The following is a 25,532-nucleotide window of genomic DNA, read 5'->3' on the forward strand; positions in this document are numbered from 1 at the left end:
GCATTTGTGGTTCCCGCTCCGTTTGGCGAAGCAACCAGTAATGCATCAGCCTCTGCAATCGTTGCTCCCTGTGCCACCGCAGCAGGAATCATAGCTGCAAGATCTGGGATTGTACCTTTTCCGATTAGGTCCGTTACCAACGGAGCTAAGGAATTCGTATAGGCCTGAGTGGGAGCATTTAAAAGAACAGCTAAATTATAGATGCTTTCGGCATGTATCCAGTCAGCCCCCACATTAACCACCCAATCCGCAATTATAGGATGCCTAGGATGTCGCAAACGGAAATATCCAGATTCAACATTGCCCATTAGCATTTGGATCGGAGAAAAATCAGAATATCCAATCGGTTGTTCTCTCTTCTTTCTTTGTGCGCCCCCCTTCGATCGTCTATCCATCAAATCAGAATCTATCTTTTTATTATTCCCTGCCTCCGTCTTCATCTCCAGGGCTTTATCCCCCATTACATCCGCTTCCTTCTCCAAACATTTATCATCATTTACATTTACCCCACCCTCCATTTGCATGGTAGGCTTTACACGACCTTGTTTCTGTTGAACCACATGCCATGCTTCATGAGGTAGGTGTTTTTCCTGTCCTGATGCTATATGTATGTTTGTACCCTGTGCATAGGCATATGCATGTAATTGAGTTGGTTTTGCTGAATTTAAGTGGACCGTTACGTCGTCCATTGAGTATCCGGATACATTTTCAATATTCGTTTTTAGATCATCTGGAAGACCGGTGTTGTTTTCTTTCTTTTGAATTGACTGCTGTTGTTGAGCAGCATAGTTATCAGCCATAGCCTGCAATTGAACTGCTTGATTAACCTGTGGGCTATTGTTAGGCATTTCCTGAATAGCTTTCAACTGCATTGTTCGTGGACTATTATTCGCTATCTCTTGCAATTTCCTTTGAACAACAGTCTCATGGCGATTATCGACAGATTGAAAAATAGACTCACCGCTGCTTTGCAACTGTAGACCAGTGACAGAAACTGATTGACTTTTATTCTCTTGTGTTTTGTCAGCGTGAGTATTCATAATTTTTCCTTTAAGCATTATGAGACTGCATTACGGTTTGAAAGCCAACTCCCTTAAAAGAATTTGGGATTGGGCGGTCAACTATTGGCAAATGATTAAGAGAATACAGAAAAGGCATAACATCAACTTGAAATCAAAAGAAAAACGCCCCAGAGACTGGACGCCGGAAGAGCGCGTCTTCAGTTTCAGATCCCGCAAGAGGATTCATGCTGTGCGGCCCTCCTTTGCATACTCGCGTTGGATGCCCCGGTTTAAGTCTTTCATGGTAATGGTTTTTGTATCCCTTGAAATGGCCATTAAAGAGGCATACCTGATAACGTTCATAATCGCGCCTCCGGCCATTTCATATTCTTCCGCGATCTTTTCGATATCAATGTCCTTTTCCAGCCGGGAGGCGGGGCTGAAAGACTGCCGCCACAATTGGAGGCGTTCTTTTTTCCGGGGGATTGGAAAATAGATAACCGATTGAAAGCGGCGGGTAAATGCATCATCCAGGTTCTCCTTCAAATTGCTGGCCAGGATGACGATATTGGGGCAGTTCTCAATCCGTTGAAGCAGGTAGGAGGTTCCCTGGTTGGCATAGCGGTCATGGGCGTCGCGGACCTGGGTGCGTTTGCCAAACAGGGCATCGGCTTCATCAAAGAACAGGATCCACTCTTTTTGTTCGGCGCGTTGAAAGATCTTTTCCAGGTTTTTTTCGGTTTCTCCGATATACTTGGAGACAACCTGGGACAGATCAATTCGATACACCGGCTGGTTGGCGCTTTTTCCCAATAAGCTGGCGGTCAGGGTTTTCCCGGTGCCGGGCGGACCATAAAAGAGGCACCGGTATCCCGGGCTGAGGCGTTTTCCCATATCCCAGTGATTGAGCAGTTCATGGCCATGTGCGGACCAGGTCCATAATTCCCTCAATTGTTCTCTTGTTTGGGGCATCAGGACCAGGTCCTCCCAGGCCATTTGCGTTAATAATCGTTTGGCCGGAAAATGTTCCCCCCAATCCGGGTCTTTTGCCTGGTCGTAAATGAGCCGGTCCAGGAATTCAGGGGTCAGGCACAGGGGAGCTGTGGTAAACGGGGCCTTTTTTTCCGGAACTTCCAGGTCCAGAAGATACCTTTGCCTGAAAACGTGGCCAGTATCGAATAGACGGTGATACGCCAGGCGTTTGGAAAGGTTATTGCCGCTGAGGAGAAACAGTGCGGTTTGAATGGTCGGCAGAAATCCGTTGTGAAGGTTTTGGTGCCTGCCGCCGAATTCCGTGAACGGGCAGTTATAGAGTTTGTTTCTTGTCAGGAAAATGTCCAGGAGATTCGGTTTCAGGCAAGGCGCCAGCGCCAGCAGTATCACCAGGCGTTCTTCAGCGGAGAATTGGTGTCGGATGATCTGCCTTGCATAGGGGGTGGTATCGGCTTCAATGCCGGGGCATGGTAATCCCAAGGGATCCGGTTCATCCGGTTTTGGGTCAAAATAGGTTTCGATCCTCATTTTTAAGACCGCTTCAAACCAGTCAAATTCAGCCTGGAGCACTTTCGCGTTTTTTTCAGTGGGGGATACCATGATTTTTCAGGCGCTAAATATAGACATATATATCCGAATAGGGTTTATTTTTATCAAATGAAATACTGCCTTCATTTGGATTTGGAAGATTGGAAATCAGTGTCCGGTTTTCCCGGCCGTCTTCATGCAGATTTAATTCAATGCCTTTGACACCGGCCTGGGTCAGGGAGATGGGGTTTTCCGATACAAAACAGGTGGCTTTTACGCCGTTTTTTAATTGTATGGGCGTACCCGGCAAAAACGCGTGGGTGGGCAGGGGGGCGTCTATCCGCAATTTTGACGCGTCAATTAACTGGCTGTATTTGCAGATAACGTAGTAGCGCCATGTGGTCAACCGTGACGGAATTGATATTAAAAAATGTTTGAACGAAAGGCGGCCTGAGTTGATCTCAATGAACCGGCTTTGGGGCGGCACTTTCCGGTTTACCTGAAACTCAAGGAGTGCAAATGGTGTTTGCCATGAGAGTTGGTTGTCCGCGTAAAACTGCAGGCGCTTTTCTTTCCGGTCCCGTATCTCGTATTGTCCGGCCGGGTGATCCGCCAGGTCAACGTAAATGGTCTGGTCTGTAATTTTGAGCGTTTGTCCGGGAAGGGGCGAGGCATCACCACATCTAAAGAGGCGCAGCGTTTCCCGGCCTTGAATGGCGTTACAGGGAAGTGAAAACTTTTTTGCATACACCGGTAGACGGTATTTTTTTGCGGCAAAGGCTTCCGGGGTATTGGGGATCAGGTACAGGCCGCTGTCATTATACGGTGTGGTATCCAGGTTGTTGAAAATATATGCTGAGTGCCGCGGCATCTGAAGGGGAAGTGCGGAAAAGCAGGCAAGGTTGGGATGCGGGGAATAGGCCGCAAATGTTAAATCCAGTTTGTCACGGGGCGGGATCAACATTTTAAACCGGTTTTTATCTTCATTGGTGGTTGTGACCTGGCAAAACAGGAAAAAACCGTTTGAAACGGGCCGGAAGGTGATTTGATGCTGTTTCAACGTATTACGGCATGACCCGGTGGGCGCAAAATTAAAAAGGGGTTCATCCCTGTTTGGGAAATAGCCGCTGTCTATTTGAAATTGAAATATTTTTTTGAATTTCATTTTCATTGGTTACCGGGCGTCCTTAGGATGAAAAGGGTTTTTCCTCCACAATGATATCCATCTCTTCCACAAGCGCATCCACATCAATGACCTGGTCTTCCTGGATGTAAACTGATCTGAGGCGGTAGATGACCGAGGGTATATAATGCCCCCCGAATAATCCCCAGGTATGGTTGTGCTGATCCACGCTCTGGGTATGGAGAACCAGGCTCATGGGCTCCATGCCCAAGGGCATGTCCGGTGTATTGGTGGTGTCAAAATAACTTTTGGTCTGAAAAAAGGTCAGAACGGCCCGGATATATTTGAGAGATTCCGAATAATCCTTGAAATTCGCGGCAAACAGGATGTAAAGGTTCAGTTTCACGGCAGGACGGGTTCTTACGGCCCGGTGGTCCGGGTCCAGGGTGTATTGTTCCACTTCGGAAACCTGGTCCTCTTCAATGCGGTACAATGTAATCCCCACTGAATCAGTGGGAATGGTGGACTTTCCCTGCTGGTCAACGATGGATGTCAACACGACTTTTTCCTCAACATTATCAATTTGCATTTTCAGGCGTATGAATTGTTGAAGTTGTGATTTTATAATTTTTAATGCCTCATCAATCATAACAGGGACTTTCTTTTATTGCGTTAATCCATTGTCTGAAACTGCCCGGGAACGGTGACGGATATGACTCCGGCCCAGGTGCAGAAGAGTTTGCAGGAATCGTTCAGGGCCGGCTTTTTATTGATCAGCACCGTCACAACACCCGGCACCCATGGCCCGGGGATGACCGGGATACAGGGCTGGGGGGTCAACACCCCCATGGCGGCGGCCGTGGCCGCGGCAACAGCCGGGTTGGCCAGGGATGTACACAGGCCAAAAGGCAATATGTTTACAAGGGGAATGTTGTCCATGATGGTTGCTGCCGGCATCCGGGAGGTGTTCACCCGGTTTGCCGGCAGGATGGTGAGCGTTGAGGGTGCGGTACCAAAGGTGCACATGATGGTCCCTCCCATACATACCTGAATTCCCATATACTTGGGTTTCCTTTAAAGTGGATTTTGGGTTTGCAGTGCCTTGGTGACGCAGATTTCAGGAAATCCTTCGTTAAAAAACCAGGCCGAGACACTCAGTCCCACCTGGTACGTGGTGTTGCTGTCGCTGGTTTGGGGCGACAGCCGGATCACAAGATTTCCATTTTTATTGATATATTGGTATATGGCGGCGCCACTGGCGTAGTTATTGGCAAATCCGTCAAGAATTTTTGTTTTATTCTCCCTGGTGGGCTTTTTGCCGTTGACGGTTCCGGCCACATCAGCGTTTATGACCCCGGAATACAGACTGTAGCCTTCAACCAGGATCCTGTAGATAAACAACCGGCCCGGCGGTGTGTTGGTGGTGATATTGGTTTCAAGGTAAACCGGGGCGTTGGAGGTGGCTGACCCTAGGTTTGAAAAGGTGAAAAAATCCCTGACCACTTTTCCGTTCTGGGTTGAATATCCGCTGTTGAGTTTAATCTCTTTTGCCGTGAGCGTGGAAAGGGATGTCACACTGTTGGCGGTCAGATTTTTTTGGATTGTTGCATCGGCATCCACGGCCAGGTTCTTTTTCACGGTCAGCGCATTATGGATGGTCCCGTCATCGGCAACAAGGTTGTTTGCCTGGATGGTCCCGCCTGCATTGATATTCTGCGTGACATCAATATTCTGCTTGACCTCCAGTCCCTGGGTTGCCGTAATATTCAGGGCTGTCAGATTTTCCGTGCAGTTGATATTTTCTTTCACTGTCAGGTAACCGGTGGCCGTGATATTTTTGGCTGTCAGATTTTCCGAAAAGGTGGCATTTTTTTTAACAGCCAATTCTCCGCCGGCGGTAATGTTCTGATCCGCCTGAACGTCGTTTTTAGTATGAAGTATACCGGATATGGTTGTCTTTTCCAGCAGGGTCTCTTCCCGGGCGGTTAAATTCCCCTTTGCGGTGATATTCCGGGCTTGTACATCACCGGTAATGTTTGCCCCATCCTTTAATATGTTCAAATGTCCGGATTCCAGGGTCAGGTCCCCGGTTTCTATATCCAGGCCCTGTTTTAATGTGAAATTTTTTCTTGGATCATTTCCAAAAGAGAGGCTGTCGGTGATGACGGCATTTTTAGCGGTCAGAGTGCCTTGTTTGGCATTGATGTTCCCGTTATTGGTTGACATATCCTGTTGAACCGTTAACCCGCCGCCGGAGGATTTTATATCTCCGCTGACGGATAATTTGCCGCCGGAGGATTGAATATCTTTACTAACGGATAATCCGCCACTGCTGGACCGGATGTCATTCTGGGCCGCCAGGCCCCCGTTTTTTGAACAGATATCATATTGTGCCGTGATGCCCCCGCCTGAGGTGGTAATATCCCGGCCGGCTTTCAAGATACCGGAACATTGTATGCCGCCGCCAACCAGGAGGATGGCGTTGGGGTCCGGTGATGTAATGGCATGTTCATCCCCGATTTGCGTAATGAATTGCTGGGCCGGTTTTGATACGGAGATGGTTTCGTTCAAAAGGTAAACCTGATCCCGGCAGTCATATTTCGGTTCCGCGGCTGGTGCTTTGGCCGGGGTAATTACAATCCTTCCCAGCGTGATCACTTCATAGGAAAATCCGTCATCACACGTCTTAAACGCACCGGATTGATCTTGGGTGGAGAACCCGATCAAGGGTTTTTCCACGATATGTATCTTCTTGTCGCCCTTGTCCGCTACATAATCTTCATGCAGGGTTTGATACCCGATCGTCACATACACTGAAGTCTCTCCATTGGGGTCAATTGATATGGAATCAGGTATGGTCACCGTTGTGTCCTCGGGCAGCAGCAGGCCGGCTGACAACTTCATCTCCTGGGCGCCCGGTTTTTGTTCTGGACATTGGGCCATTTTTACCAGGCGGCACTGGGCAAATCCTTTTGTGACATCCAATTGAACCTGGTATGCCTGTGTGCCCGTATCAAACACCTTGATATTCTGCAATGTCAACCCTGAAAATATCCCGGATTCATTGTGCAGGTACTGGCTGTGGAGCCGGAGCATCGCCATGTGGTAATGCTGATCCGTGTTGAAATCGTCGGCCTGCATAAAAAGGCCGTTGTAATAATTCATCCTGGTTGGATTGTTCAGTGTCTGTGTCATTTTGCCCTGTTTTCTCCTCTCTTTATCCCGGAAGGTTCCGGGGAGGCATCCGCACTTTCAATATTAGTATTCTTAACGCTCGTATTGTTATTTGCATCCCAACTATTGGCGGTCTCCACAATCATGTTGTTTTCCCTCAAGATAGTATTGACACCTATGGTACAACTGCCCCTGGCACCGACCTGCAGCATGGTCATTTTTATGGTGAGCTGGTAGTATGTATAGACAGGTTTTTCAGATTCAATTTGCAGCTTCAGGTTATCTATTTTTTGTTTCAGCTTTAGACTGTCAGTGCCTTGTGAGTCCTTTTCCCTGCATGATTCTATGGTTGCATTGATAATAAAAAGGTTTGGCACCATTTTCCCGCCGATCACGGTATCCCTTCCGATACGGGTCTTCCGGATGATTTTGGGGTTTGGCGGGTCTAAATTTTCCAGTCCGTCTACAGAATTTACCGGAGCCCTGTAATATCCGATGCCGTATATGCCTAAGATTTCGTATACTTCAGCCTCATAGCCCGTGTATATACTGATGAATGCCTGGAGCCCGATCCGGGTGCCCCGCATCCGGTAGATGGGAATGATGTTCTTGATCATCTGTTTTTTCTGGTAATAGGTCCAGGTACCGGTGAACTCCAATCCCAGCCGCCCCATGAACCAGGTGCCGAAATCACCGTCAAGTACGGGCCTGGGAACGCAATCCGGACAGGCATAGTCTGGTACTGCATCCAGAATTTTGGCAATGCTTTTTATGGCATGCTGTTTTGCACCGGGAATTGGGAGCGTTTCATCACCGGTCAATATACTTTCAAATATTTTCAGGAATCTGTTGGTAAAATTATCTTTGTCCCAATACGCCTCTGAAATAAAATCCAGCTTTGCCCGGAACGGCAGCGGCAGAAGATTGAGAAAGGTACTGTGTGATTCTTTTTTTTGTGTCATGCCAGTCTTATTCCCAGGGCAAAAGAAAAATCAATTACAAAATTAATGACTAAAGGTTCCATCGACACGCCCTTGTTCCAGCTTATATACGAACGTAATATCCTGCAGCTTGACTAATTCCGGAACAAAGACACTTTTAAAGGGAATTTTGTCTTCCGCCTCCCTGGCTTTTGCCGTGTCCGCTTTTTTCCGGATGACTTTTATCGTATCCTGGGGATGGGCAATCACCAGTAACGGGGATTTAAGATAATTGTTCAAAAAGATCGCCGATTCCGCTGCTGATGATCCTGTTTTCAGGTATGTGCCGGGATTTTTAATGTTGGCCAGGTGGGGGAAAATTTTTTTTGCCGCATCTTGACCCAGACTCTTCAGCAGCTGTTTTTCACCATCTTCATCAATTACCTCGTAATGATTAAGGCAGACCTGATCCACTTCTTCCACACCTTCCACATCTTCGGCGATCAGCTTCAATTCGTATAACCCCAGGCTTTGTCCCATTGGCCAGCCCTTGTGGTCATTGCCGCCGGTGATGGAGTTCAGGTAGGCTTTGATTTTTGTCCTGATGGTGTCTTCAATGGTTTTTTCCGCAAAGGAGCTGGAAATCGTCAGCGCCATGTACAGGCATATGTATGTATAATGCACCATCCTGACGTTAATAACCGTTCCGATGGGGCGTTTGGTAATCAGGTTGTTTTTCACCGCCAGGAGTAATGCGCCGGAATCCAGCGCCGGTTCCGGGGGGGGATTCAACATCACATTGATGGCAAAGGTGTCTTCATCCGGAATGACAATAACCCGCCGTATCTGTTCGAGCTGCGTCAGTGTCAGTTCGCGGTAGTTAATATTCGGGGCCGGTATGGCGGTATCTACACTGAAATAGGCTTCCAGGGCCAATGCATAAAAATCCCTGGTGGAGATGGCCCTGTTGGTATAACTCCAATATCTTTGAACCATGGCCCGGATTGTCGGAAGATCGGTTTGTTGATTTTTTTCCCATTTCGTTACCTGGTCCAGCAGATCCGCCTGCAGATCATCTAATGGGTCTAATTGTTTTGCACCGGCAATAAGCTGGAGAAAATTGAAATAAGTCTTTTGCGTCACCTGGTTTGAGCGGTAAATAAGAAACTCGGCAATATAGGAGAATAATTCCAGCAGCGTAATGCCGGGATCCGAAGGATTGAAATTAGTCCATTCCGCTGAGAAATTCGGTATGGATTGAACTAATTCATCTATTAAATCCTCATAATTTTTATCCAGATCAGGAATTTTTATTTTCATGAATCCTTATCTCCCCGGGATACGGCAATTCACGTTCTTTCAGTAGAATCGGCTCTCCATTCAGGTTTGAAACAGCCTCCGTATTGCATGTCAGCCTTAGTGTCAGGTCACAGATCGTTTCAACTCCCAGGCAGGTTTGAATGGTATGTTTGACCTGGGAATAGAATATGGTTGCGCCAAAGTTCCACTGGCTGACAGTCGGATCAAAAAATATCTGTAAGGTATCGGATACGGTTTTTTCAACTTTGTTAAACGGAAAAGAAGGTTTGGCCGTCAGTGTGGCGTCCACATTGATGAGGCGATAGGTCGGGGCTGTTACCCGTATATTATTTTTTAATTGCGGCAGGGCCCGGTCCTGGACGTATTCCGTGACCAGGTCAATGAGTTCCGTTCCCGGGTAAGGGCTGCCGTATTCCGATGACGGCACGATCAGGATGTCCAGTATCTCATCGGGTTTGTTAAGGATGCAGTTTGAGTTACAGACCAGGTCCGAGGCTTTTTGGGCCAGGTATTGGAAATCACCTTTGGTGACGGCGCGGTCCCTTCTTTTGATGCTCTTGGTCACACGGCTGAGAAATTCCCGGATATTTTCAAAGCCTTTTCCGCCTATGGCAGGGAAATAATTGGTGACATCAATGACATCCGGAATGGCTTTTTGTATTTTGGTCAATTGTTTTTGGGCTGGGATGTCACTTACACGATCCCCTTTTTGATATTGCATTGCCTTGATGTTGTTGGGCAGCACGGGCGGAATCATGCCTTGGGAGCCATTTCCAAATTGAATTTCGCCTTTTTCCCGGTCAAGGGTGTAGTGCCTGGAACAGGGCCCTGACAGGGTCAGTGAGCGCACCATATGCCATTGTATCCATATTTCGGTTTCATTGTTGCCATTTTCTGTTTCCAGAATGGCGTTTTCGCCTTCTTCTCTTTTAATGATCTCCATTTGAACCGTATCCGGTAAAAACGCTTCCCTGACAAGTATTTCCGGATTATCGAAAATACAATGGGCAGACAAGGTAAAAACTTGATTTGCTTCGCCATTACTGGCGCCTAAAAATTGGTCATGCACGGTCATGTAATTTTTTGACCAGACCGAATTGGGGTATATCCCCTTTAAATTAACCTGTGATGACGGTTTGTCCTTGGGGGTTAACCCGACGCGAATCCATTGTTTTGTCTGGTTAAATTCCGGATGGGATCCGATATCCCCAGGATAGGTCCATGCAATAATACCGCTTTGCCGGAAGGAAACCGTTTCATCTTTTTGAATGGGCAGGGCAGTCCAGTTTGTGCTGTCACCGGTGGTTTTTTCCCCTTTATCTTCACGAAAGTATTCCCATGTCAGATTCAGCGAGCAGGGATTGTGATACTCATTATCGCGGCTTACTTTGGGATTGTCCAAAGCAAAATATGCGTTCCAGTTGGCATTTGGCATATTCCCGTCAAATCCAAGATAAAATCCGGGTAATCCTTCCTTTTTAACGTAGGGGGTAAAGGGCAGTGACAGGGGGCCGGCAAATGAAAAATTGTTGTAGGCCTGATACTGGGGCAATATCTTATCCGTTATTTCATATGTTATGGCAACCCTGTCAATATAAGGAGGGGTGCATTTTTCCAGATGGCATAACATCCAATTTTGTTTTGTCAGCTTTTTAATGAGTTGCGTTGCATTAAAATAGGGTCCCAAGAGTTCTTTAAATTTCTGGTTAAGGGTCTGGACGGCCAATCCGGCAAAGTGAATGATATTACTCCGTTCTTTGATTGTTTTGGTCTCGGGCAGATGGTCGATGAACAGGCCCAGGCCCGAGGAGAGGCCCCTTAACACAGGATTCCAAAACAAGGTTCCCTTTTTCATGATGTCAAGGACTGTTTCCACAATCGAATCAAGGGTGGTTTTCCCATAATTTAATATTTTTTTAATCTGGAATTCACTTGAATCCGGAAAAACCCGGGAAATCCAGTTTTCAGTCAGCCCGTCCAGTTCCTTATCCAGAAGGGACTGGAGTTTTTTGGCCTCATCCGAATCTATGGCCGCGGGGACATATTGTCCGCCGTAGTCACCATTAATGATCCGGATGCGAATCCACCTGCTTTCAACTTGATTGACTTTTGATGTATCAAAATTTGGGCAGGTGAACTCAACCACCTGGATTTGGGGCTGATCTGATTTGTCTTTGCCGGAATCTGGTTTCCCGGACGCTTTCTGCCCAAACAGGAACGGGTTGGCCGGAGACTCCAGTTTGAATTCCTGCCATTCCTGGCCTGTCCAGTGTTCCCACTGAAGTTTGAGGTGCTCTGACGGCACTCCGGGATAATATTCAAAGGTCATGGTGACTTTTGATCCGGGGGCGAATGCTTCACGGCATCCAAAGTAAACCGTATCGAATTTTTGGGGTATTTTACCAAAAAGATAGAATCCCTTTTCCGCTTGTACAGGCACATCATTCACAAATATGCCGTCAAAGGGAAGATTCTGGGCTGACAAATCATAGCTGATCCGCTCTATCCGGAGTGCCTCCGGGGTGTTCCGGCACTGTTTTTCATCTTTTATGGTATAAAACAGCTCTTTATGTGGGAAGAGTTGAAGCCAGTATTCGGCAGTCCCCTGAATAGTGGTTTGTTTTAACACCACGTCCTTGAACTTGATCTCAATGGATTTGCCGTTGAAAGTTATTTTATCTATTGTACTGGGTTCTTTTTTGGCCGTTTCACTCCCGGACCATTGGTTAAAGTAACATGTTACATTTTCCCCGGTAAGAAGATCCGGCGTGACAGAGAAGCGAAGCGTGAGATCTGAAGGGGTTTTAAAGCAGAAATCAGGCGCTGTCAGGTAAAGGATATGTGGAAACTGTACAGGCTCCGACAGCTTATCGGGAAAAAGGGAAAATACCGATTCACGGCTTTGAACCTGGGAAGTGATATCCTGGTAGGCATCCTCATCCGGGTTAAATAAAAATGCCGACTGGATCGGCAAATTAACCGCATCCAGGTCGTTGACGGTTTCAAAAATGACTTTTGGATTTCCGGAAGATGCCACCCTGGTTTCCGTGGGAATATGGACGATTTGCCTGCATTTTTCCGACAGGCCGAATGTCAGCAAGGCATCGGCCGGCTTGGCCGGATATAGCTCCATGCCAAGGAAATCGTAAAAAGTGAGTAATTGCTTCTCAGGGATCTGGTTCACCTGGGTGGTGACAATTTTTGTTAATTTGGCGAAAAGGTTGAACAGAACCAGGCCGAAATCCCGCGGGTCAGGCGTGCTGCCGTGGACATTGGCCCATTCCGAACAATACAGCCTGGCCAGGGCAAGGCAATCCCGGTATATTTCCTCCTCGGTCCGGGAATCCAGTTTAAAGGGTATGAACTCATTTTGGGGATGTGAAAAATCCAATTACCGCGCCTCCAGGAAAAACGGGTATACCATGTTCTGTTTTGCGTTTGTGCTCCTGATCCGGTATTCGATCATCACGTTCAGCTTATTCCTGTTTTTTCCATCGGGCTGGGCATCGACGTTCAGGATGTCGATCCTGGGTTCGTATGCTTCCAGTGCTTCCCTGACAAGATAGGATGTCTGGGTGGCGGTTTTGGCAGTGTTTAATTCAAAGATCAGTCCATTGATTCCGCATCCGAAATCAGGCCGCATCACCCTTTCCCCCTTGGCCGTGGCCAGAATCAATATGATTGACTGGCGAATGGATAGTTCTCCCTGTGCCCGGGCAACCCTGCCATTCTCAATTTTCAGTGGGAAATTGAATCCGGTACCTAAAAAATCAGTGAATGTCATCCGTAACTCCTTTAAATTTGCACGACTGCTAATTTAAATTGATGAGTGAGCCTTTAATATTCATGATGCCGCTTGCTTCGACATCGGCGATTGCGCTGGATTTCACCGCCAGGCTGGCGGTTGTTTCCAGTTTTCCGGTCCCCGAGGAGGTCATACTCAGTTCTGTCGTGGCTTTTATCTTGATTTGATTGGCCTCAAGGGTGATGGTCCCCTGGGGGGCTTTGAGTACGATATCTTTGGCTGTTTCTATTGTAATGGTATTGTCCTTGGAACTGATCCGTATTTTGTTGTTCCCGGTTTTATCAATAATTTCTATCTGTTCATCACCGGATTTGTCGTCAAATTTGAAAATGTGGCCGCTTCGGGATTTAATTTCCCGGATGTTGTTTTCACCGTTGGCGTTATTCAGGGGCGGTGTATCCACGCCGTTCCACAAGGCCCCCAGAACATACGGGTGATTGATATTGCCGAATTCGAAACTCACGAGAACTTCATCATTCACCTCCGGCAGAAAATATCCACCGCGGTCTTTGCCGGCCATAAACGTGATCATGCGGGCCCAGCCTGATTCCAGTGTCTGGTCCAGAACCGGGTACTTCACTTTGATGCGGCCCAGGTTATCCGGATCTTTATTATCCGTCACAATCCCGATCACCACCCCTTCAACTATCATGGCATCGCGTTCATGTCCTTCAAAAAGTTCCTCCATGGGGTCTCCTTAATCGTGCAGGTATGCGCAAATGAAGTTGATTAAATTGCCGTTTTCCGGACGGAGAAATCAGTATAATAGCCATCTTCATCCAGTCTGTGGGTGGTTGCATGGATATAATACTTGCCGCTGTACCGTTTCCCAAGTCCTTGTATGTCAATGGTTTTTCCCAGTCGAATATCAGGATTGCCGCTGCACTGCCCGGATCCTGTCATAAATTTCATCAGATACTGGTTATACCGTTCTCTGGCCAGGTTCCCGGCATCCTGCCGGTCAACCGGCATGGCGGTCTGCCACTGGACAGGCGACTGCCTGCTTGCAATGGAAAAACCGGATTCCGATTTTCCCATTTTTCCATCTTCGTCACCGCTGGATGCGGAGCCGGTCACCGCCTCTTTCTTATTCATGTCCCAGCCCCTGACTTCAACCTGGCTTCCCTGGTCCAGATTGACCATTTGTGTTGAAAAATCGAAGATATCCACACCAAATGTGAATTTTACCACGGGACTGTCATTTTCCCGGGATTTTCGAAAAATGAGGGTTTTGTCGTTCACCATCAGCTCATAATCAATTCGCTTTGCCAGATTCATCAGAAACAGGTAGTTGCTTTTGTTGTTTTGGGTGATGATTTCATGTTTGGTTTTCGTGGAATCCACCTGGGGGCTGAGGCCGCTTTCAGATGCAATTGAGGAGACAATGTCGCTGGCGGTCATGTTTTCAAATTTTCGCGTTTTCCTGCCGAATGTGAGTTTGTAAAGCAGGTTAAACCCGCTTATTTCCATGTATGAGTGTTCACCAAAAACCACATTCATGCTGTCGATTTCGCCGGATATGACCTGTTGGGGCTGATCCATGCCCAGATCCACCCGGATGGTGTCTCCGATTTGAAATTCCACCAGGTCGATGGCGTCCCACGCGAACTTTTTAAAATCCACAATATTGTATTTGATCATAAATGATGCCGGGATATCTTTTTTTTCATCTATAATGATTTCTTCGACACAGGCCTTCTCTTTCAAGGACAGCTTACTGCCGTTTTTATAAATGTCAAAATTGGGAACTTGAATTTCTTTCATGGGCATCTCATGGCTATGCATAAGTATCATTCAATGGATGCAATATCCGGGATAAATAGTCTCTTTCCAATGTGTTGCGCGGGAAACCTGAGGGGATCCGTTATATTGTTGGCATCGGCAATTTTTTTCCAATATTTTACATTTTTGAGTTCCTCGTATGCAATGAGATCCAGACGGTCCCCTTCCTTGACCGTGGTGTATTTGTCACAGGCCTCGTTTCCGCTGTATTTTTTTTCGTTTTCCCCGGTTAAGCGGGAGGTGAAGGTCACATCCAGCTCCGCCCTGACAGGTATGCCCGTTGACAAAAACATTGTAAATTTCTGCCGGACCTTGGAAACCAGGCCCCGGTATGTAAATCCACCCCAGCTGAAAAGACATATCGGCGGCCTTTTCGTACTGGTTCCCGAATAGGTGGGCAGGGTCAGGTCGGCAATTTTTTTTGTTTCTTCCCGGATGTCTTTTCCGGCTTCGTATGAATCAAAAAAAAGCGAGACGGTAAAATCTTCCAGGTCTGTTGCGCTATACTGCAGGGCACTGTCTTTTCCGGTAAATTTGGCCGCGATGGTTGTTTCATATTCACTCGGATTAAACATGACCCGGATTTTCCGGTTGCCATCTTCCACAACAATAATCTCTGCTTTTTCCACCATCAGGAAAGTCCCCTTCTCCTTTTTTCAAATGCGACTTGCTTGGCTATCAATTGATATACCTGGCCCGCGAGTTTTTGGGTTTCCCGGTGTGAGAGTCCTGTCATGGCGGCATCGGATTGTGCCGGGGGATATTCCTGTCCGGGATATTTGGGCTGAATCATATTGCCATGGTTCTTCTGTTGAATTTGTTCCGCCTTCATAGACTGTTTGAGCAATTGATCAATGTTTGTGTTTTGTTTATATACAATATCTTCAAGTAGAGCCTTTGCGTCATGGAAAATTCGGATTCTTTGTTCTGTTTTTTCCTGACCGGCTTGTTTTTCCGCTGTTTTCGAATGATATGGCAGCAAGTTGTCAGGTTTCTCCGGGAGCCTCATTTGAGGGTAAGACACCATACGTTTTTTTTGTGCGGGGGGCAAATATTCTTGCTGGCCACCGGCGTCAGGAACGTGAGCTGTCAAGTCCGGTATCATCGCCGCATTGGGCCTGCCTTTATTCCTTCCTTTTTGCAAAAAACACAAGTAATGGGATGAAATCCTTTGAAAGAGGTGACGAGGGGTCTGCAACTGGGTTAACGCACATGGAGTGGGCATGCGTTTCAGATGAGCCAGGACCGAATTTCCTTCGTGAACTTCGTGTCCTTCGTGGTAACTGTGCGGATTAAACCACAAAGCACACGAAGTCCACGAAGGCGGACACTCTATATGGGTTGGTCCTGCATTCCGCAAATAAGGCTGCTGACCGAAAGAAACAGGATAATTTAGTGCCTGTTTCGGTGCCCTGTCAGGTGCCTGCGCTCCGTGTCTCCTCTTTTTTTGTAGTGGTAAAATAGAAACGGTTTGAATTGTATTCTGAAAGAAATTGTGTTGACCAGAAGAACCCGGATGAAAATTTGCCAGTTCGATTGTCCCGGCCTGGTTTTTTGTTCTGTAACTCCCCCTTGTCACAAAAGAATTTAACGACCTGTGAATCCATAACTGGGTTAAGGCGCATGGAGTGGGTATGCGTTTCAGATGAGCCAGGACCGAATTTCCTTCGTGAACTTCGTGTTCTTCGTGGTAGCTGTGGGGATTAAACCACGAAGAACACGAAGTCCACGAAGGAGGACACTCTATATGGGTTGGTCCTGCATTCCGCAAATAAGGCTGCTGACCGAAAGAAACAGGATAATTTAGTGGCTGTTTCGGTGTCATGGAAGGCTCCTGCGCTCCGTGTCTCCTCTTTTTTTGTAGTGGTAAAATCGAAACTGTTTGAATTGTATTCTGAAAGAAATTTTGTTGACCAGGAGAACCCGGATGAAAATTTGCCAGTTCGATTGTCCCTGCCTGGTCTTTTGTTCTGTAACTCTCCCTTGTCACAAAAGAATTTAACGACCTGTGAATCCATAACTGGGTTAAGGCGCATGGCGTGGGTATGCATTTCAGATGAGCCAGGACCGAATTTCCTTCGTGAACTTCGTGTTCTTCGTGGTAGCTGTGGGGATTAAACCACGAAGCACACGAAGTCCACGAAGGAGGACACTCTATATGGTTTGGTCCTGCATTCCGTTTTTTTTGCAGTGGTAAAATAGAAACCGTTTGAATTGTATTCTGAAAGAAATTTTGTTGACCAGGAGAACCCGGATGAAAATTTGCCAGTTCGATTGTCCCGGCCTGGTCTTTTGTTCTGTAACTCTCCCTTGTGATAAAAGTATTTAACGACCTGTGAATCCATAACTGGGTTAACGCGCATGGCGTGGGTATGCGTTTCAGACGAGCCAAGACCGAACTCCCTTCGTGAACTTCGTGTTCTTCGTGGTCAATGTGTGGATTAAACCACGAAGCACACGAAGTCCACGAAGGAGGACACTCTATATGGGGTGGTCCTGCATTCCGTTTTTTTTGCAGTGGTAAAATAGAAACCGTTTGAATTGTATTCTGAAAGAAATTGTGTTGACCAGGAGAACCCGGATGAAAATTCGCCAGTTCAGTTGTCCCTGCCTGGTTTTTTGTTCTGTAACTCCCCCTTGTGACAAAAGTATTTAACGACCTGTGAATCCATTCTTTTGACAGGGGATGAAAATAATGGGATGAAATCCTTTGAAATAGGTGACGAGGGTAGGTTGAAAGCAGATTTACAGCATTCTGCAACTGGTCTAACGCACATGGATTGGGTATGCGTTTCAGATAAGCCAGGACCGAATTTTTTTCGTGAACTTCGTGTTCTTCGTGGTAAATGTGCGGATTAAACCACAAAGCACACGAAGTCCACGAAGAAGAACACTTTATATGGGTTGGTCCTGCATTCCGCAAATAAGGCTGTTGACCGAGAGAAACAGGATAATTTAGTGCCGGTTGCGGCATCATGGCAGGATTTAACTCTCCGTGCCGCCTCTTTTTTTCTAGCGGCGCAAAAGCGTGTGACATGCCCCTGGGAATAATGGAGATCCGTTTTATCGCATTATGGAACGGCTTGTGTAAACGGTCTATTGGCTGGACGTGTGACGATTTGATGTGGCTTGCTTGTCCACGGCGGTGGGATACCAGGTAAAGAGAGGACTTTTTCCTCACATGAATAATGTTGGCTGTGTCAGATCCGATATTGGCATTGTAGAATTGATCAAAGAAGATATTCAGAATAAATTGCCGTGATATTGGGGGGGCATTTTGATTGTTGCGGGTATGGGGTGGTACGGGGATGAGGGGGAAAAGGAAGATCAAGTCCGGACCTGATTCTCCTCTGATGAAACCATATTTGTTCGAAATATTTTTAAAAAATGTAAGATATTTTGTTTGGGCCGTCCAATTAACAGAAAAAGAGTTGAATTCCTTATTTGTCAGGGGCTGAATCGCAAGCATGATATATTTTGCTTTCTTCTTCAGAGAATTTATTGGTTACGTTTTAACCCTTGCTCAACTGCCGGTAGGTAAGGGTAATACTATGCGTGGCGACATTATTTTCAGTTGCGTTCAAAGAAGGGCCATCCCATTTTATGGGATAGGCATGAAAAAAATTCCATACTTTCCTTTGGGAAATATTCGGGTCATGCAGATAAATACTTCCGTTCCGGGGATGTATTTGGCCTTTAATGGTCTGCTCATACCAGTTCCACATGTAATCGGACTCTGAAATGCCTTTTTTAAGAATTAAATCAGAGTAGGTTGCCGGTTTCAGGAATTTATACTCCACATCGTTTTCACCGCCAAAATTCTTTCGCTCGACGTTTAATTCCACGTTCAATCCTGATACCTCGCTGTAGCCGGCAGCAAGCATCCCATCAATTTCAACCACAAAATTAAAATTTTTATAGGGATCTTCTTTGGCGTGACCATTGGTTTGAGACGAACTGCTGGGGGCAGACAAATTTTTCCTCCCGGAATTTGTATCTAGGTAACGGACAAAATGGAAACGGAAGAGCCGTCTTTTCCGCCATCCCTGTTGATTTTTTTATTTATGTTGCTGACTTGCTTTACCCACTGTTGTCTTTCCGGATGTTCCATTCCCATGAGGGTTTTATAATCCCAATGAAAATAATAGGATATAAAGGCTATCTCCTCGTAAAGACGGTCAAGGGGATAGCCAATCATTCCCCCGAAAACTCATCCTCTACTTCAAAAGTATGATTGCATTTCGGACATGTCGCATTGATTTGGGAATGGCCGGTTTGATTAAAACGGTTGTACATCTGCTGGAGGTATGCAAAATCAGCAGCAAACAAATCTTCAATGACTTTTGTATTAATTATGTCCAGGCCGCCCAGTTTTGTGACGACCCGGGAAAGAAGAATGACTGACAAGTATCCGGGGTTTTGCTGGACCCTGGGGTCTTTCAGGGGAATTATTTCATCGCCGGCCGTTGCCAGCCGCATGGTGCCTTCTTTGTGTAATGTACCTTCCTTGTCAACGTATCCCATGGGTAAAATAAAATTGAATTCAGTTTGAAATGATTCCATTGGCAATGTTCCCTTTGAATATGGTTGTTATATATCCGCCACATACCTGCAACTGGTCCGGTGCTATTTAACCCGGGTAATGCCTTCGTGTACAATTTCCATGGTCTCGATCAGCACATCGCTTCCCTTGGCATCCAGGGATCCGGGCTCATATTTGCTGGGCCAGGCATAGACGATGTCCCAGCGGGATTTGTCATCGCCTTTTTCATCAATCAGAATGATGGAAATATTTTTACGGGCGCTTCCGGCCCCTGTTTTTTCCACCGTTTGTTTCCACTTGTAAAGATCCATGCCGTCGGTGATTCCCCGCTTGAGTGAAATATTTCCGGAGCTGGTGAGTCCGGAAAGATGTCTCACATGGGTGGGATAAGTTCCTTCCCGGTATTCTATATCCGCAGTGGTGGAATCCGGAATGGTAACTTCTGAAAATCCGGCGATCTGGATGCCGTCAATTTCAACTCTGAACCTGAAATTTTGATAGGGGTCTACTCTTTTTCCTGCTGTCATTTTTCCATTCTCCTTAAAATTATTCCGAATATCAGACGGTTATTTCCCGTTTAAGCCGGAAGGGTTTTTTGGCCGATCCGAATGATGACAAACTCTGCCGGGAAAACAGGTGCGATGCCGATTTCAATCACCAGGTATCCTTGCCTGCGCTGCTCGGGCGGATTATTTTCCGCATCTACTTTCACAAAAAAAGCCTCTTCGGCCGAGCTTCCGAAAAGCGCGCCTTCTCTCCATAGATTCGTAAGGAATGCAGTGACGTTTCGGATGATGACCCCCCATAGCTGGGGCGTATTGGGCTCAAATACAATCCAGTTGCTGCTCCTTTTGATGGATTGCTCGACATAGATAAACAACCGCCTGACGTTCAGGTATTGCCATTCCTGTCCTTTGGGAGCGGTTGTCCGCGCGCCCCAGATACAAATTCCAGAGCCTGGGACATTCCTGATATTATTAATTCCGGCTTCATTGACAATGCCAAGCTCGGTTTGGGATAATTTTTCAGTTACGGAGAGTGCCAGACCCAGGTGCCCGTCATTGATCCCCGCGGCCGGCTTAAAGACGCCGCGCGAGGCATCGGTTGCCGCATAAGTGCCTGCAACCGCCCCGGATGCAGGTACCGTAACAGTTTGGGGGACGGGTTTAAACGCGGGAACCGGGTTTTGAATCGTAATCCAGGGGTAATACAAGGCACCCACGCCTAAATTGGCCCCTTTGGCTCCGATTTTTGAATTCAAAGTTTTTACAAAGGTTTTAGCGTCGCCGTATTTGGTGTTTGCCCCCGGGATATCTCCAACAAAAAACAGGTCTTTACGGGTTCCATCTTTTTCGCCTGCCCCGCAATAGTCATAGATTTTCTGATACGCCGTATTTCGGTCATCTTCATTCGTTATTAAGGCGACATCCGGCACTATAATCAGGTTGACGTCTTCAACAACGTTAAACGCCTTGAGTCCTGTTTCGATGAGGCTGGACGTGATCTTATCGTTTGCAAATTTGGTGAGGTCCTGGTCGTCATCACCCGAAGGTTTTGGGTCATCTCCTCCGCTGCCGCCTCCAGAGGTCTTTGGGTCATCTTCCCCGCTGCCGCTGGCAGGCCCTTCGTATTTAAGTGATATCTTACCGGCGTTTTTTAGTTCGTTGAAGTCCATGGAGCCTGTCAGCACGGCTTTAATCAGTTTGCTTTTTGCTGTTATGTTGTCTACCAAACCTGAAACCGAGTCAGCCGGCGGAAAAGTCTCGTCATCGGTCGTTGTGCTGCCACTGACAATAGCTTTGATTTGTTGATCAAATGCGGTGGTTGAGAATTGTATGGACAGGTCCCCTTCCTCGGCGGTGATCGTCAGCTGCCCTTTTTTACCTGGAATCGTTGTGTTGTTATCCGGTTTCTTTTCCGTTTCTTTGGGTTTTGTCTTTGGAGGTGTTTCTTTTACGGATACACCGTTCAAGTTCACAATATAGCATTGGGTGCCGCCTTCCTGGAAAAATGAATACACTGAAAACGCCAGGTAGCTTTTATTAATAAATGTACCAAAGTTATTGGTAAATTCAGTGAAATTGGTAATAAATTGTGCTTCGGCGCCTCCTTTGGCAGGTGTCTGGCACCAGCCGACAAACCCGCCTACTGAAGTGCCAACCCCGGTTATCATGGGACTTTGCTGGACCTCTTCAATGTAAACACCCGGTGCTGTTTTATTATAGGTTGTCATCACTCTCTCCTTTTAATTTGATAATGGTTCCAATACGTTTACGATTCAGCGTATGTTAAAACACTACTCTTCTTGTGCCGTCAGCTCTTTGTATGCCACATACCCTTGGACGGTCAGTGTTTTGGATGCATTGATAATGAAAAGCCGTTTTCCGGTCTGGTTGTTGAACGGGATATTGTAGACATTTGATTGGGTCTTGAACTCATTTGAATCTCTGTAATCTTCTTTCGCATTCACCTGGAAGGTATTCACCATATCTCCCAGGAAAATAATGAATATGCCGTTCTCAAAGGACGCTCCCACCTGTAAATAGGCTGAATTTGACGCAATCTGGCCGCCTGCGGTCTGATATTGCTTGAGATCCGTATGCTTGAAATCATTGGACAAGGCAACATCAGGCACCGCATTACCACTGTATAAACGGATATCAAGAAGCGCTGTCCCGGAAGTGCTGAGGTTGGTAATCACCAGATTGTCCCCATTCCAGTTTTTGATAATGATTTGGGGCCGGGGATCGCCCACGTCCAATTGCTTAATATAGCTGGAACTGCCGGACACCAAACTGTATTTTACGATTTCACCTGACAAGCCGCTTGATCTGTTTGCCAGTAAAAGCACCATGTCCATTTTATCACTTTCCCGAAGCCAGGCCTGTTGCCCTTGTCCAATGCGTACTGGTACTCCAGTGCTTGGCAGGGATATGCTTTGGGGGGCACCACCGGCAAAGCCTTTTACCTGGAAAACAAGTGAAAGAGTCCATGCCAGTAATATGGCGATTTTTAATGGAAACCGGGTCACAGGCATCCGGATGTTTAGTTTCAGTGGTTTTGCCGGAGAGTTGGTATTCATCTTAAATTAGCTCCTATTCCGGGGAAATCACACAATTACAGACGTTACCCTGATCAGCCTTTTGAATCGAAATGTTAACAATAAACAGCGCCACCCCGTCCCAGTTTTTAGAAAGGGTGTAAACATTGGCTTTTTGAATTTCAAGATAGTCGGTGAGTCCGGCATATTGTTTGGGTAATTTATTTTTGTCTGTATTGAGGGCGATCAGCTTGGGTGCTTCTGCCCCGGCCATCAAGGCAAACAGCATGGATGCCTCATTGCGGCACTCAATGGTGAGCATCATGGGACGTGCCATTGTGATTAACCCCAGGGATTGATATTGTGCAAGCCCCACCTTCCCGCCGGCTGCCGGAAGCGCATGTGTGGGGCCGGCTGCCGGTCCAAAATATCCTACACTGACCGTTGTCTGGGCAATACTTTGATTGGTGATGCTGATGGCGTTTTTGTTAAACCTGTGTACGAGTGCATAGGCAGTTGGAGAACCCGGCGGCAGGGTGATGGCAAGGTTGTCACTTCCACCGGAAGCAATTGTCATGTTAACGGCGTATTCCCCTTGCGGTTGAAATGTTAATATCTGGAAATCGTTGGATTGATAGGTTAACCCGGTATCTGATGTCTCTAAATTTACCAGATCGTTTAATACGAGTTTTACCGTTTTGCTCCCGGTTCCGGTTTCCGGTTGCACCGACTTGGCAATGGGATCCGCACCATATCCATATCCGGAAAAAAGTATAACCATCAAACAAATTAAAAATTTTTTTGATGGTGTTATCATGTTTGGCATTCGCTCATTTCAGATTTTGTTTATATCTGTTTGTCCCATTCATGGAAGCGGAGAGCAATAAATTTTGAATCCAAATATCAGCGTATCGTTTATGATTCAAACATGCTGATAAACAAGTCTTTATTCTTGTTTCCAGCAACATTCCAAGCGGCCTGCCCGGACATCAAATTTATTTCTCTGTTGTTGTATTGCATAAAGCAGATCGTGTAGTTCGGAAAATCTTTGATATTCCGGACTTGCTCCTGTACTTCCTCATTAAGTCCGGCTGCCCAATCCTGGGCGTAATTCAAATAAGACCACAGCACATTAACCTTTCGGCCCCCTTTGACACCAAATAAAGCATTATCAACAGTAGTAAGAGCCTGTTTGAAGTTGGTACTTTTCTGACGACAATTACGGCCGCTTGCTTTAATAAGACCGGTTAGAACTTCATAGAACTTCGATTTTGGAAATACCTGGTTGTTTTTATTCAGGATATCTGATGTATCCCCTTCCTTATACTGAACATAGCCCCTGATTTCAGCATTATAGGTATGATAGCCAAACAAGGGAGGAATTCCTCTGTCAATTTCTATACCTGTGATAATAGCATCCCCTTGGATTTGAGGATCAAAGTACCCAGCATTCAGTATTATCGGAGATGAATTGATAAAGCAAATAATATTGTCAATATCCGTATAAGTGAGCATGTTGGCAATACCATAGTTTTCCAGAATACCGCCATCGCAAAACTCATCGGGTTGAAAGGCCCAGTTTTGCTGCGATTGGGCATTGTGTTTTGACCAGTAATAATACCTGGGGACCAGCTCATGAAGCATTGGAACCACCTCATTTGCGGCAGCATCAATATATTTTGGTATTATCTCGAAATCTTTTACTATTGTCTTGATATCCTTTGCTATCGTCTCGAAATTTTTTATATCTTTTTTAATTGTCTGTAACAATGGACACGATTTAAAAAGATTATTAAATGAATTGATAACACTGGCTGATTGGTCTCCAGCCCGTTGCGTCACATTATCAATCAAAGAGGTGATCATTAGCAAAATGAACGATGCAACGCCGGCATCCATTAACCCGTCCATCAAGTTCAGGTTAGGAAATTTGACTTGAAAATAGTTGAATGCAGCGGTAATCACTTCGTTAATGTCCTTAATACCCAGCTTGTTCAGTTTCTCCGTCAAACCGGTAATATTCAGCATATCAACAGCCATCGCTGCCAATTCATCCAAATTGTGCTCTGTGGGAATGGAAGAACCGGCTTTGACCGTCTTCTGATTTGACACGGCTATTATAGATTGAAAGATATCTTCCAGATTGAGCTGATCAATCATACCTAAAATCCCCCCCACAGTGTTTTTCCATCCTTGGGAATCTTTGGGCGTTGGACTAAATTGATTTTGACCCATCAAGAAATAAGCATAAAACGAACTGCTGGCGCCAATGCTATCGGCAATGGAAAAAAGTCGGTGCTGATAAACAGTATCAGTATCTTGCTTAAACGAACTGGGTTGCGAATTAAAAGCAAAGGTTTCCACGCCTCCGCCACCGATGGGTTGCTTGTTATTGTCCACTAGGCCTGGCGGAGAACTGAAAACACCAGTATAAAAAGGAGTGGATTGCACAGGAATTACCAGCCGGACAGGATGATCAGGCGCAACACTATTGGTAAGCATTGAAAAATTGCTGATCCAAAAAGGTCTGCGTAACCGTTTGCCTGCTTCCGGGACCGGATAGAGATGAACCGTTTTATTCGCAAGGCCTGGATTTCTTTCCAGAATCTCCTTTTTTGTTTGTTCATCATACGAAAAGGTGGAATCAGGCTCTGTATCGCCTCCAGAATATAAGCCGAATTTTTCCAAGATCAACTGTCCGACAAATGTTTGATAAGTTGATCCCAGGGGCGTTGCATTTTGTTGATACATCTGAAACATTGAAGCAATAAGATTGGGGAAATACGCAAAATCACTGCTAATGCACTTTCCGAAATTTCCTTCGGGCAGTTTATCCAGAACAAGGTTTTCCGGCAGCTTATTTGTCGGATCCGTCACAACATATTTTGAGCGGTCTTCCACATATTGGTTTAGAAAATCATCATCTGAGATGACAGGATCGTTTAAATATGAAAAAGCACCGCCGAACCAAGTTCCTCCGGAAACGGTTGACAATGCCTTAACCTGTTCCAATAGGGATTTGCCATCAGATGTTGTGAGATACGTAAGCGCTCTATAAACCCCATCTTCCAGAGAGGTGTTTTTCATGAAATAGTGGGCCATCTTTTAACGAATAGATAAAAAGGATGCTTGCTCCAGTATGAAAAAAAATATCACCCCAATTAACGGCCAGGAGTCCCCGGCAATTCTTTGCGAATTTTACCAAGAACATTTGAATAATTGGAAAAATTCTGGTCTCAGTCAAGCTGAGTATTGTAGACAGAACGATTTGACCCGCCATCGTTTCGGATACTGGAAAAGGAA

At 46.2% G+C, this 25,532-nt stretch carries 23 protein-coding genes; 1 reads left to right on the plus strand and 22 read right to left on the minus strand.

The window, feature by feature from the left end:
- The 22 genes from Q366_RS21405 to Q366_RS17470 form a co-directional block, all read right to left on the minus strand.
- The coding region (locus tag Q366_RS21405; RefSeq protein ID WP_211251913.1) for an eCIS core domain-containing protein at nucleotides 1–1,040 on the minus strand (1,040 nt) is incomplete at its 3' end.
- 204 nt (nucleotides 1,041–1,244) lie between these two features.
- Nucleotides 1,245–2,594 carry an ATP-binding protein gene (locus Q366_RS17365; RefSeq protein ID WP_035241442.1) on the minus strand — a complete coding sequence of 450 codons (1,350 nt, stop codon included), beginning with the start codon at nucleotides 2,592–2,594 and terminating at the stop codon, nucleotides 1,245–1,247.
- Nucleotides 2,595–2,607: 13 nt separating this feature from the next.
- Nucleotides 2,608–3,693, minus strand: a complete 1,086-nt coding sequence (locus Q366_RS17370) for a hypothetical protein (RefSeq protein WP_035241445.1) — start codon at nucleotides 3,691–3,693, stop codon at nucleotides 2,608–2,610.
- A gap of 16 nt (nucleotides 3,694–3,709) precedes the next feature.
- Nucleotides 3,710–4,294 (minus strand): Pvc16 family protein, encoded by a 585-nt coding sequence (locus tag Q366_RS17375; RefSeq protein ID WP_035241449.1) that lies wholly within the window; start codon nucleotides 4,292–4,294, stop codon nucleotides 3,710–3,712.
- Between the two features lie 23 nt (nucleotides 4,295–4,317).
- Nucleotides 4,318–4,704 (minus strand): DUF4280 domain-containing protein, encoded by a 387-nt coding sequence (locus tag Q366_RS17380; RefSeq protein ID WP_035241452.1) that lies wholly within the window; start codon nucleotides 4,702–4,704, stop codon nucleotides 4,318–4,320.
- Nucleotides 4,705–4,719: 15 nt separating this feature from the next.
- The gene (locus tag Q366_RS17385) at nucleotides 4,720–6,840 is read right to left on the minus strand and encodes a bactofilin family protein (protein WP_035241455.1); all 2,121 of its coding nucleotides are present in this window, start codon (nucleotides 6,838–6,840) and stop codon (nucleotides 4,720–4,722) included.
- The gene (locus Q366_RS17390) at nucleotides 6,837–7,781 is read right to left on the minus strand and encodes a hypothetical protein (protein WP_035241458.1); all 945 of its coding nucleotides are present in this window, start codon (nucleotides 7,779–7,781) and stop codon (nucleotides 6,837–6,839) included. Before Q366_RS17390 ends, Q366_RS17385 begins: the two co-directional genes overlap by 4 nt.
- A gap of 42 nt (nucleotides 7,782–7,823) precedes the next feature.
- Nucleotides 7,824–9,059 (minus strand): baseplate J/gp47 family protein, encoded by a 1,236-nt coding sequence (locus tag Q366_RS17395; RefSeq protein ID WP_035241461.1) that lies wholly within the window; start codon nucleotides 9,057–9,059, stop codon nucleotides 7,824–7,826.
- Nucleotides 9,040–12,450: a baseplate J/gp47 family protein gene (locus Q366_RS17400; RefSeq protein ID WP_035241464.1), complete on the minus strand. Its 3,411-nt coding sequence runs from the start codon at nucleotides 12,448–12,450 to the stop codon at nucleotides 9,040–9,042. Before Q366_RS17400 ends, Q366_RS17395 begins: the two co-directional genes overlap by 20 nt.
- Entirely contained in the window at nucleotides 12,451–12,843 is a 393-nt protein-coding gene (locus Q366_RS17405; protein WP_035241466.1) for a GPW/gp25 family protein, read from the minus strand. It abuts the gene before it with no gap.
- Nucleotides 12,844–12,871: 28 nt separating this feature from the next.
- Nucleotides 12,872–13,552: a phage baseplate assembly protein V gene (locus tag Q366_RS17410; RefSeq protein ID WP_035241468.1), complete on the minus strand. Its 681-nt coding sequence runs from the start codon at nucleotides 13,550–13,552 to the stop codon at nucleotides 12,872–12,874.
- A 41-nt stretch (nucleotides 13,553–13,593) separates the two neighbouring features.
- Nucleotides 13,594–14,628: a phage late control D family protein gene (locus Q366_RS17415; RefSeq protein ID WP_035241471.1), complete on the minus strand. Its 1,035-nt coding sequence runs from the start codon at nucleotides 14,626–14,628 to the stop codon at nucleotides 13,594–13,596.
- A gap of 26 nt (nucleotides 14,629–14,654) precedes the next feature.
- Complete coding sequence (locus Q366_RS17420) at nucleotides 14,655–15,278, minus strand: CIS tube protein (protein ID WP_035241473.1); 624 nt, start codon at nucleotides 15,276–15,278, stop codon at nucleotides 14,655–14,657.
- Nucleotides 15,278–18,115 carry a hypothetical protein gene (locus tag Q366_RS21410; protein WP_156968214.1) on the minus strand — a complete coding sequence of 946 codons (2,838 nt, stop codon included), beginning with the start codon at nucleotides 18,113–18,115 and terminating at the stop codon, nucleotides 15,278–15,280. The genes Q366_RS17420 and Q366_RS21410 overlap by 1 nt, the downstream gene beginning before the upstream one ends.
- A 43-nt stretch (nucleotides 18,116–18,158) precedes the next feature.
- Entirely contained in the window at nucleotides 18,159–18,620 is a 462-nt protein-coding gene (locus Q366_RS17435; protein ID WP_035241481.1) for a phage tail protein, read from the minus strand.
- A 23-nt stretch (nucleotides 18,621–18,643) separates the two neighbouring features.
- On the minus strand, nucleotides 18,644–18,844 hold the full coding sequence (locus Q366_RS17440; RefSeq protein WP_035241484.1) for a DUF6760 family protein: 201 nt from the start codon (nucleotides 18,842–18,844) through the stop codon (nucleotides 18,644–18,646).
- Nucleotides 18,841–19,209: a hypothetical protein gene (locus Q366_RS17445; RefSeq protein WP_035241487.1), complete on the minus strand. Its 369-nt coding sequence runs from the start codon at nucleotides 19,207–19,209 to the stop codon at nucleotides 18,841–18,843. The genes Q366_RS17440 and Q366_RS17445 overlap by 4 nt, the downstream gene beginning before the upstream one ends.
- A gap of 63 nt (nucleotides 19,210–19,272) precedes the next feature.
- On the minus strand, nucleotides 19,273–19,716 hold the full coding sequence (locus Q366_RS17450; protein WP_035241490.1) for a phage tail protein: 444 nt from the start codon (nucleotides 19,714–19,716) through the stop codon (nucleotides 19,273–19,275).
- 50 nt (nucleotides 19,717–19,766) lie between these two features.
- Nucleotides 19,767–21,422 (minus strand): phage tail sheath family protein, encoded by a 1,656-nt coding sequence (locus Q366_RS20505; protein ID WP_051958132.1) that lies wholly within the window; start codon nucleotides 21,420–21,422, stop codon nucleotides 19,767–19,769.
- A 63-nt stretch (nucleotides 21,423–21,485) separates the two neighbouring features.
- Nucleotides 21,486–22,271, minus strand: coding sequence for a hypothetical protein (locus Q366_RS17460; RefSeq protein WP_035241492.1), 786 nt, complete (start codon nucleotides 22,269–22,271; stop codon nucleotides 21,486–21,488).
- 13 nt (nucleotides 22,272–22,284) lie between these two features.
- Nucleotides 22,285–22,806: a hypothetical protein gene (locus Q366_RS17465; RefSeq protein ID WP_156968215.1), complete on the minus strand. Its 522-nt coding sequence runs from the start codon at nucleotides 22,804–22,806 to the stop codon at nucleotides 22,285–22,287.
- A 338-nt stretch (nucleotides 22,807–23,144) separates the two neighbouring features.
- Nucleotides 23,145–25,316, minus strand: a complete 2,172-nt coding sequence (locus Q366_RS17470) for a hypothetical protein (protein ID WP_156968216.1) — start codon at nucleotides 25,314–25,316, stop codon at nucleotides 23,145–23,147.
- A gap of 52 nt (nucleotides 25,317–25,368) precedes the next feature.
- On the opposite strand from Q366_RS17470, the gene tnpA reads away from it, so the two are divergent.
- Nucleotides 25,369–25,532, plus strand: a 164-nt coding sequence (gene tnpA, locus Q366_RS22435) for an IS66 family insertion sequence element accessory protein TnpA (protein ID WP_425388333.1), incomplete at its 3' end; no start/stop codon positions are given.

Source organism: Desulfobacter vibrioformis DSM 8776 (genome assembly GCF_000745975.1).
In the GTDB taxonomy this organism is placed as follows: Bacteria; Desulfobacterota; Desulfobacteria; order Desulfobacterales; family Desulfobacteraceae; genus Desulfobacter; species Desulfobacter vibrioformis.

Bases quoted from the DNA above. Each gene is read 5' to 3' on its own strand.
- Q366_RS17365 (WP_035241442.1), bottom strand. From the start codon at position 2,594: ATGGTATCCCCCACTGAAAAAAACGCGAAAGTGCTCCAGGCTGAATTT.
- Q366_RS17370 (WP_035241445.1), bottom strand. From the start codon at position 3,693: ATGAAAATGAAATTCAAAAAAATATTTCAATTTCAAATAGACAGCGGC.
- Q366_RS17375 (WP_035241449.1), bottom strand. From the start codon at position 4,294: ATGATTGATGAGGCATTAAAAATTATAAAATCACAACTTCAACAATTC.
- Q366_RS17380 (WP_035241452.1), bottom strand. From the start codon at position 4,704: ATGGGAATTCAGGTATGTATGGGAGGGACCATCATGTGCACCTTTGGT.
- Q366_RS17385 (WP_035241455.1), bottom strand. From the start codon at position 6,840: ATGACACAGACACTGAACAATCCAACCAGGATGAATTATTACAACGGC.
- Q366_RS17390 (WP_035241458.1), bottom strand. From the start codon at position 7,781: ATGACACAAAAAAAAGAATCACACAGTACCTTTCTCAATCTTCTGCCG.
- Q366_RS17395 (WP_035241461.1), bottom strand. From the start codon at position 9,059: ATGAAAATAAAAATTCCTGATCTGGATAAAAATTATGAGGATTTAATA.
- Q366_RS17405 (WP_035241466.1), bottom strand. From the start codon at position 12,843: ATGACATTCACTGATTTTTTAGGTACCGGATTCAATTTCCCACTGAAA.
- Q366_RS17410 (WP_035241468.1), bottom strand. From the start codon at position 13,552: ATGGAGGAACTTTTTGAAGGACATGAACGCGATGCCATGATAGTTGAA.
- Q366_RS17415 (WP_035241471.1), bottom strand. From the start codon at position 14,628: ATGAAAGAAATTCAAGTTCCCAATTTTGACATTTATAAAAACGGCAGT.
- Q366_RS17420 (WP_035241473.1), bottom strand. From the start codon at position 15,278: ATGGTGGAAAAAGCAGAGATTATTGTTGTGGAAGATGGCAACCGGAAA.
- Q366_RS21410 (WP_156968214.1), bottom strand. From the start codon at position 18,115: ATGCTTGCGATTCAGCCCCTGACAAATAAGGAATTCAACTCTTTTTCT.
- Q366_RS17440 (WP_035241484.1), bottom strand. From the start codon at position 18,844: ATGATTGGCTATCCCCTTGACCGTCTTTACGAGGAGATAGCCTTTATA.
- Q366_RS17445 (WP_035241487.1), bottom strand. From the start codon at position 19,209: ATGGAATCATTTCAAACTGAATTCAATTTTATTTTACCCATGGGATAC.
- Q366_RS17450 (WP_035241490.1), bottom strand. From the start codon at position 19,716: ATGACAGCAGGAAAAAGAGTAGACCCCTATCAAAATTTCAGGTTCAGA.
- Q366_RS20505 (WP_051958132.1), bottom strand. From the start codon at position 21,422: ATGACAACCTATAATAAAACAGCACCGGGTGTTTACATTGAAGAGGTC.
- Q366_RS17460 (WP_035241492.1), bottom strand. From the start codon at position 22,271: ATGAATACCAACTCTCCGGCAAAACCACTGAAACTAAACATCCGGATG.
- Q366_RS17465 (WP_156968215.1), bottom strand. From the start codon at position 22,806: ATGACAATTGCTTCCGGTGGAAGTGACAACCTTGCCATCACCCTGCCG.
- Q366_RS17470 (WP_156968216.1), bottom strand. From the start codon at position 25,316: ATGAAAAACACCTCTCTGGAAGATGGGGTTTATAGAGCGCTTACGTAT.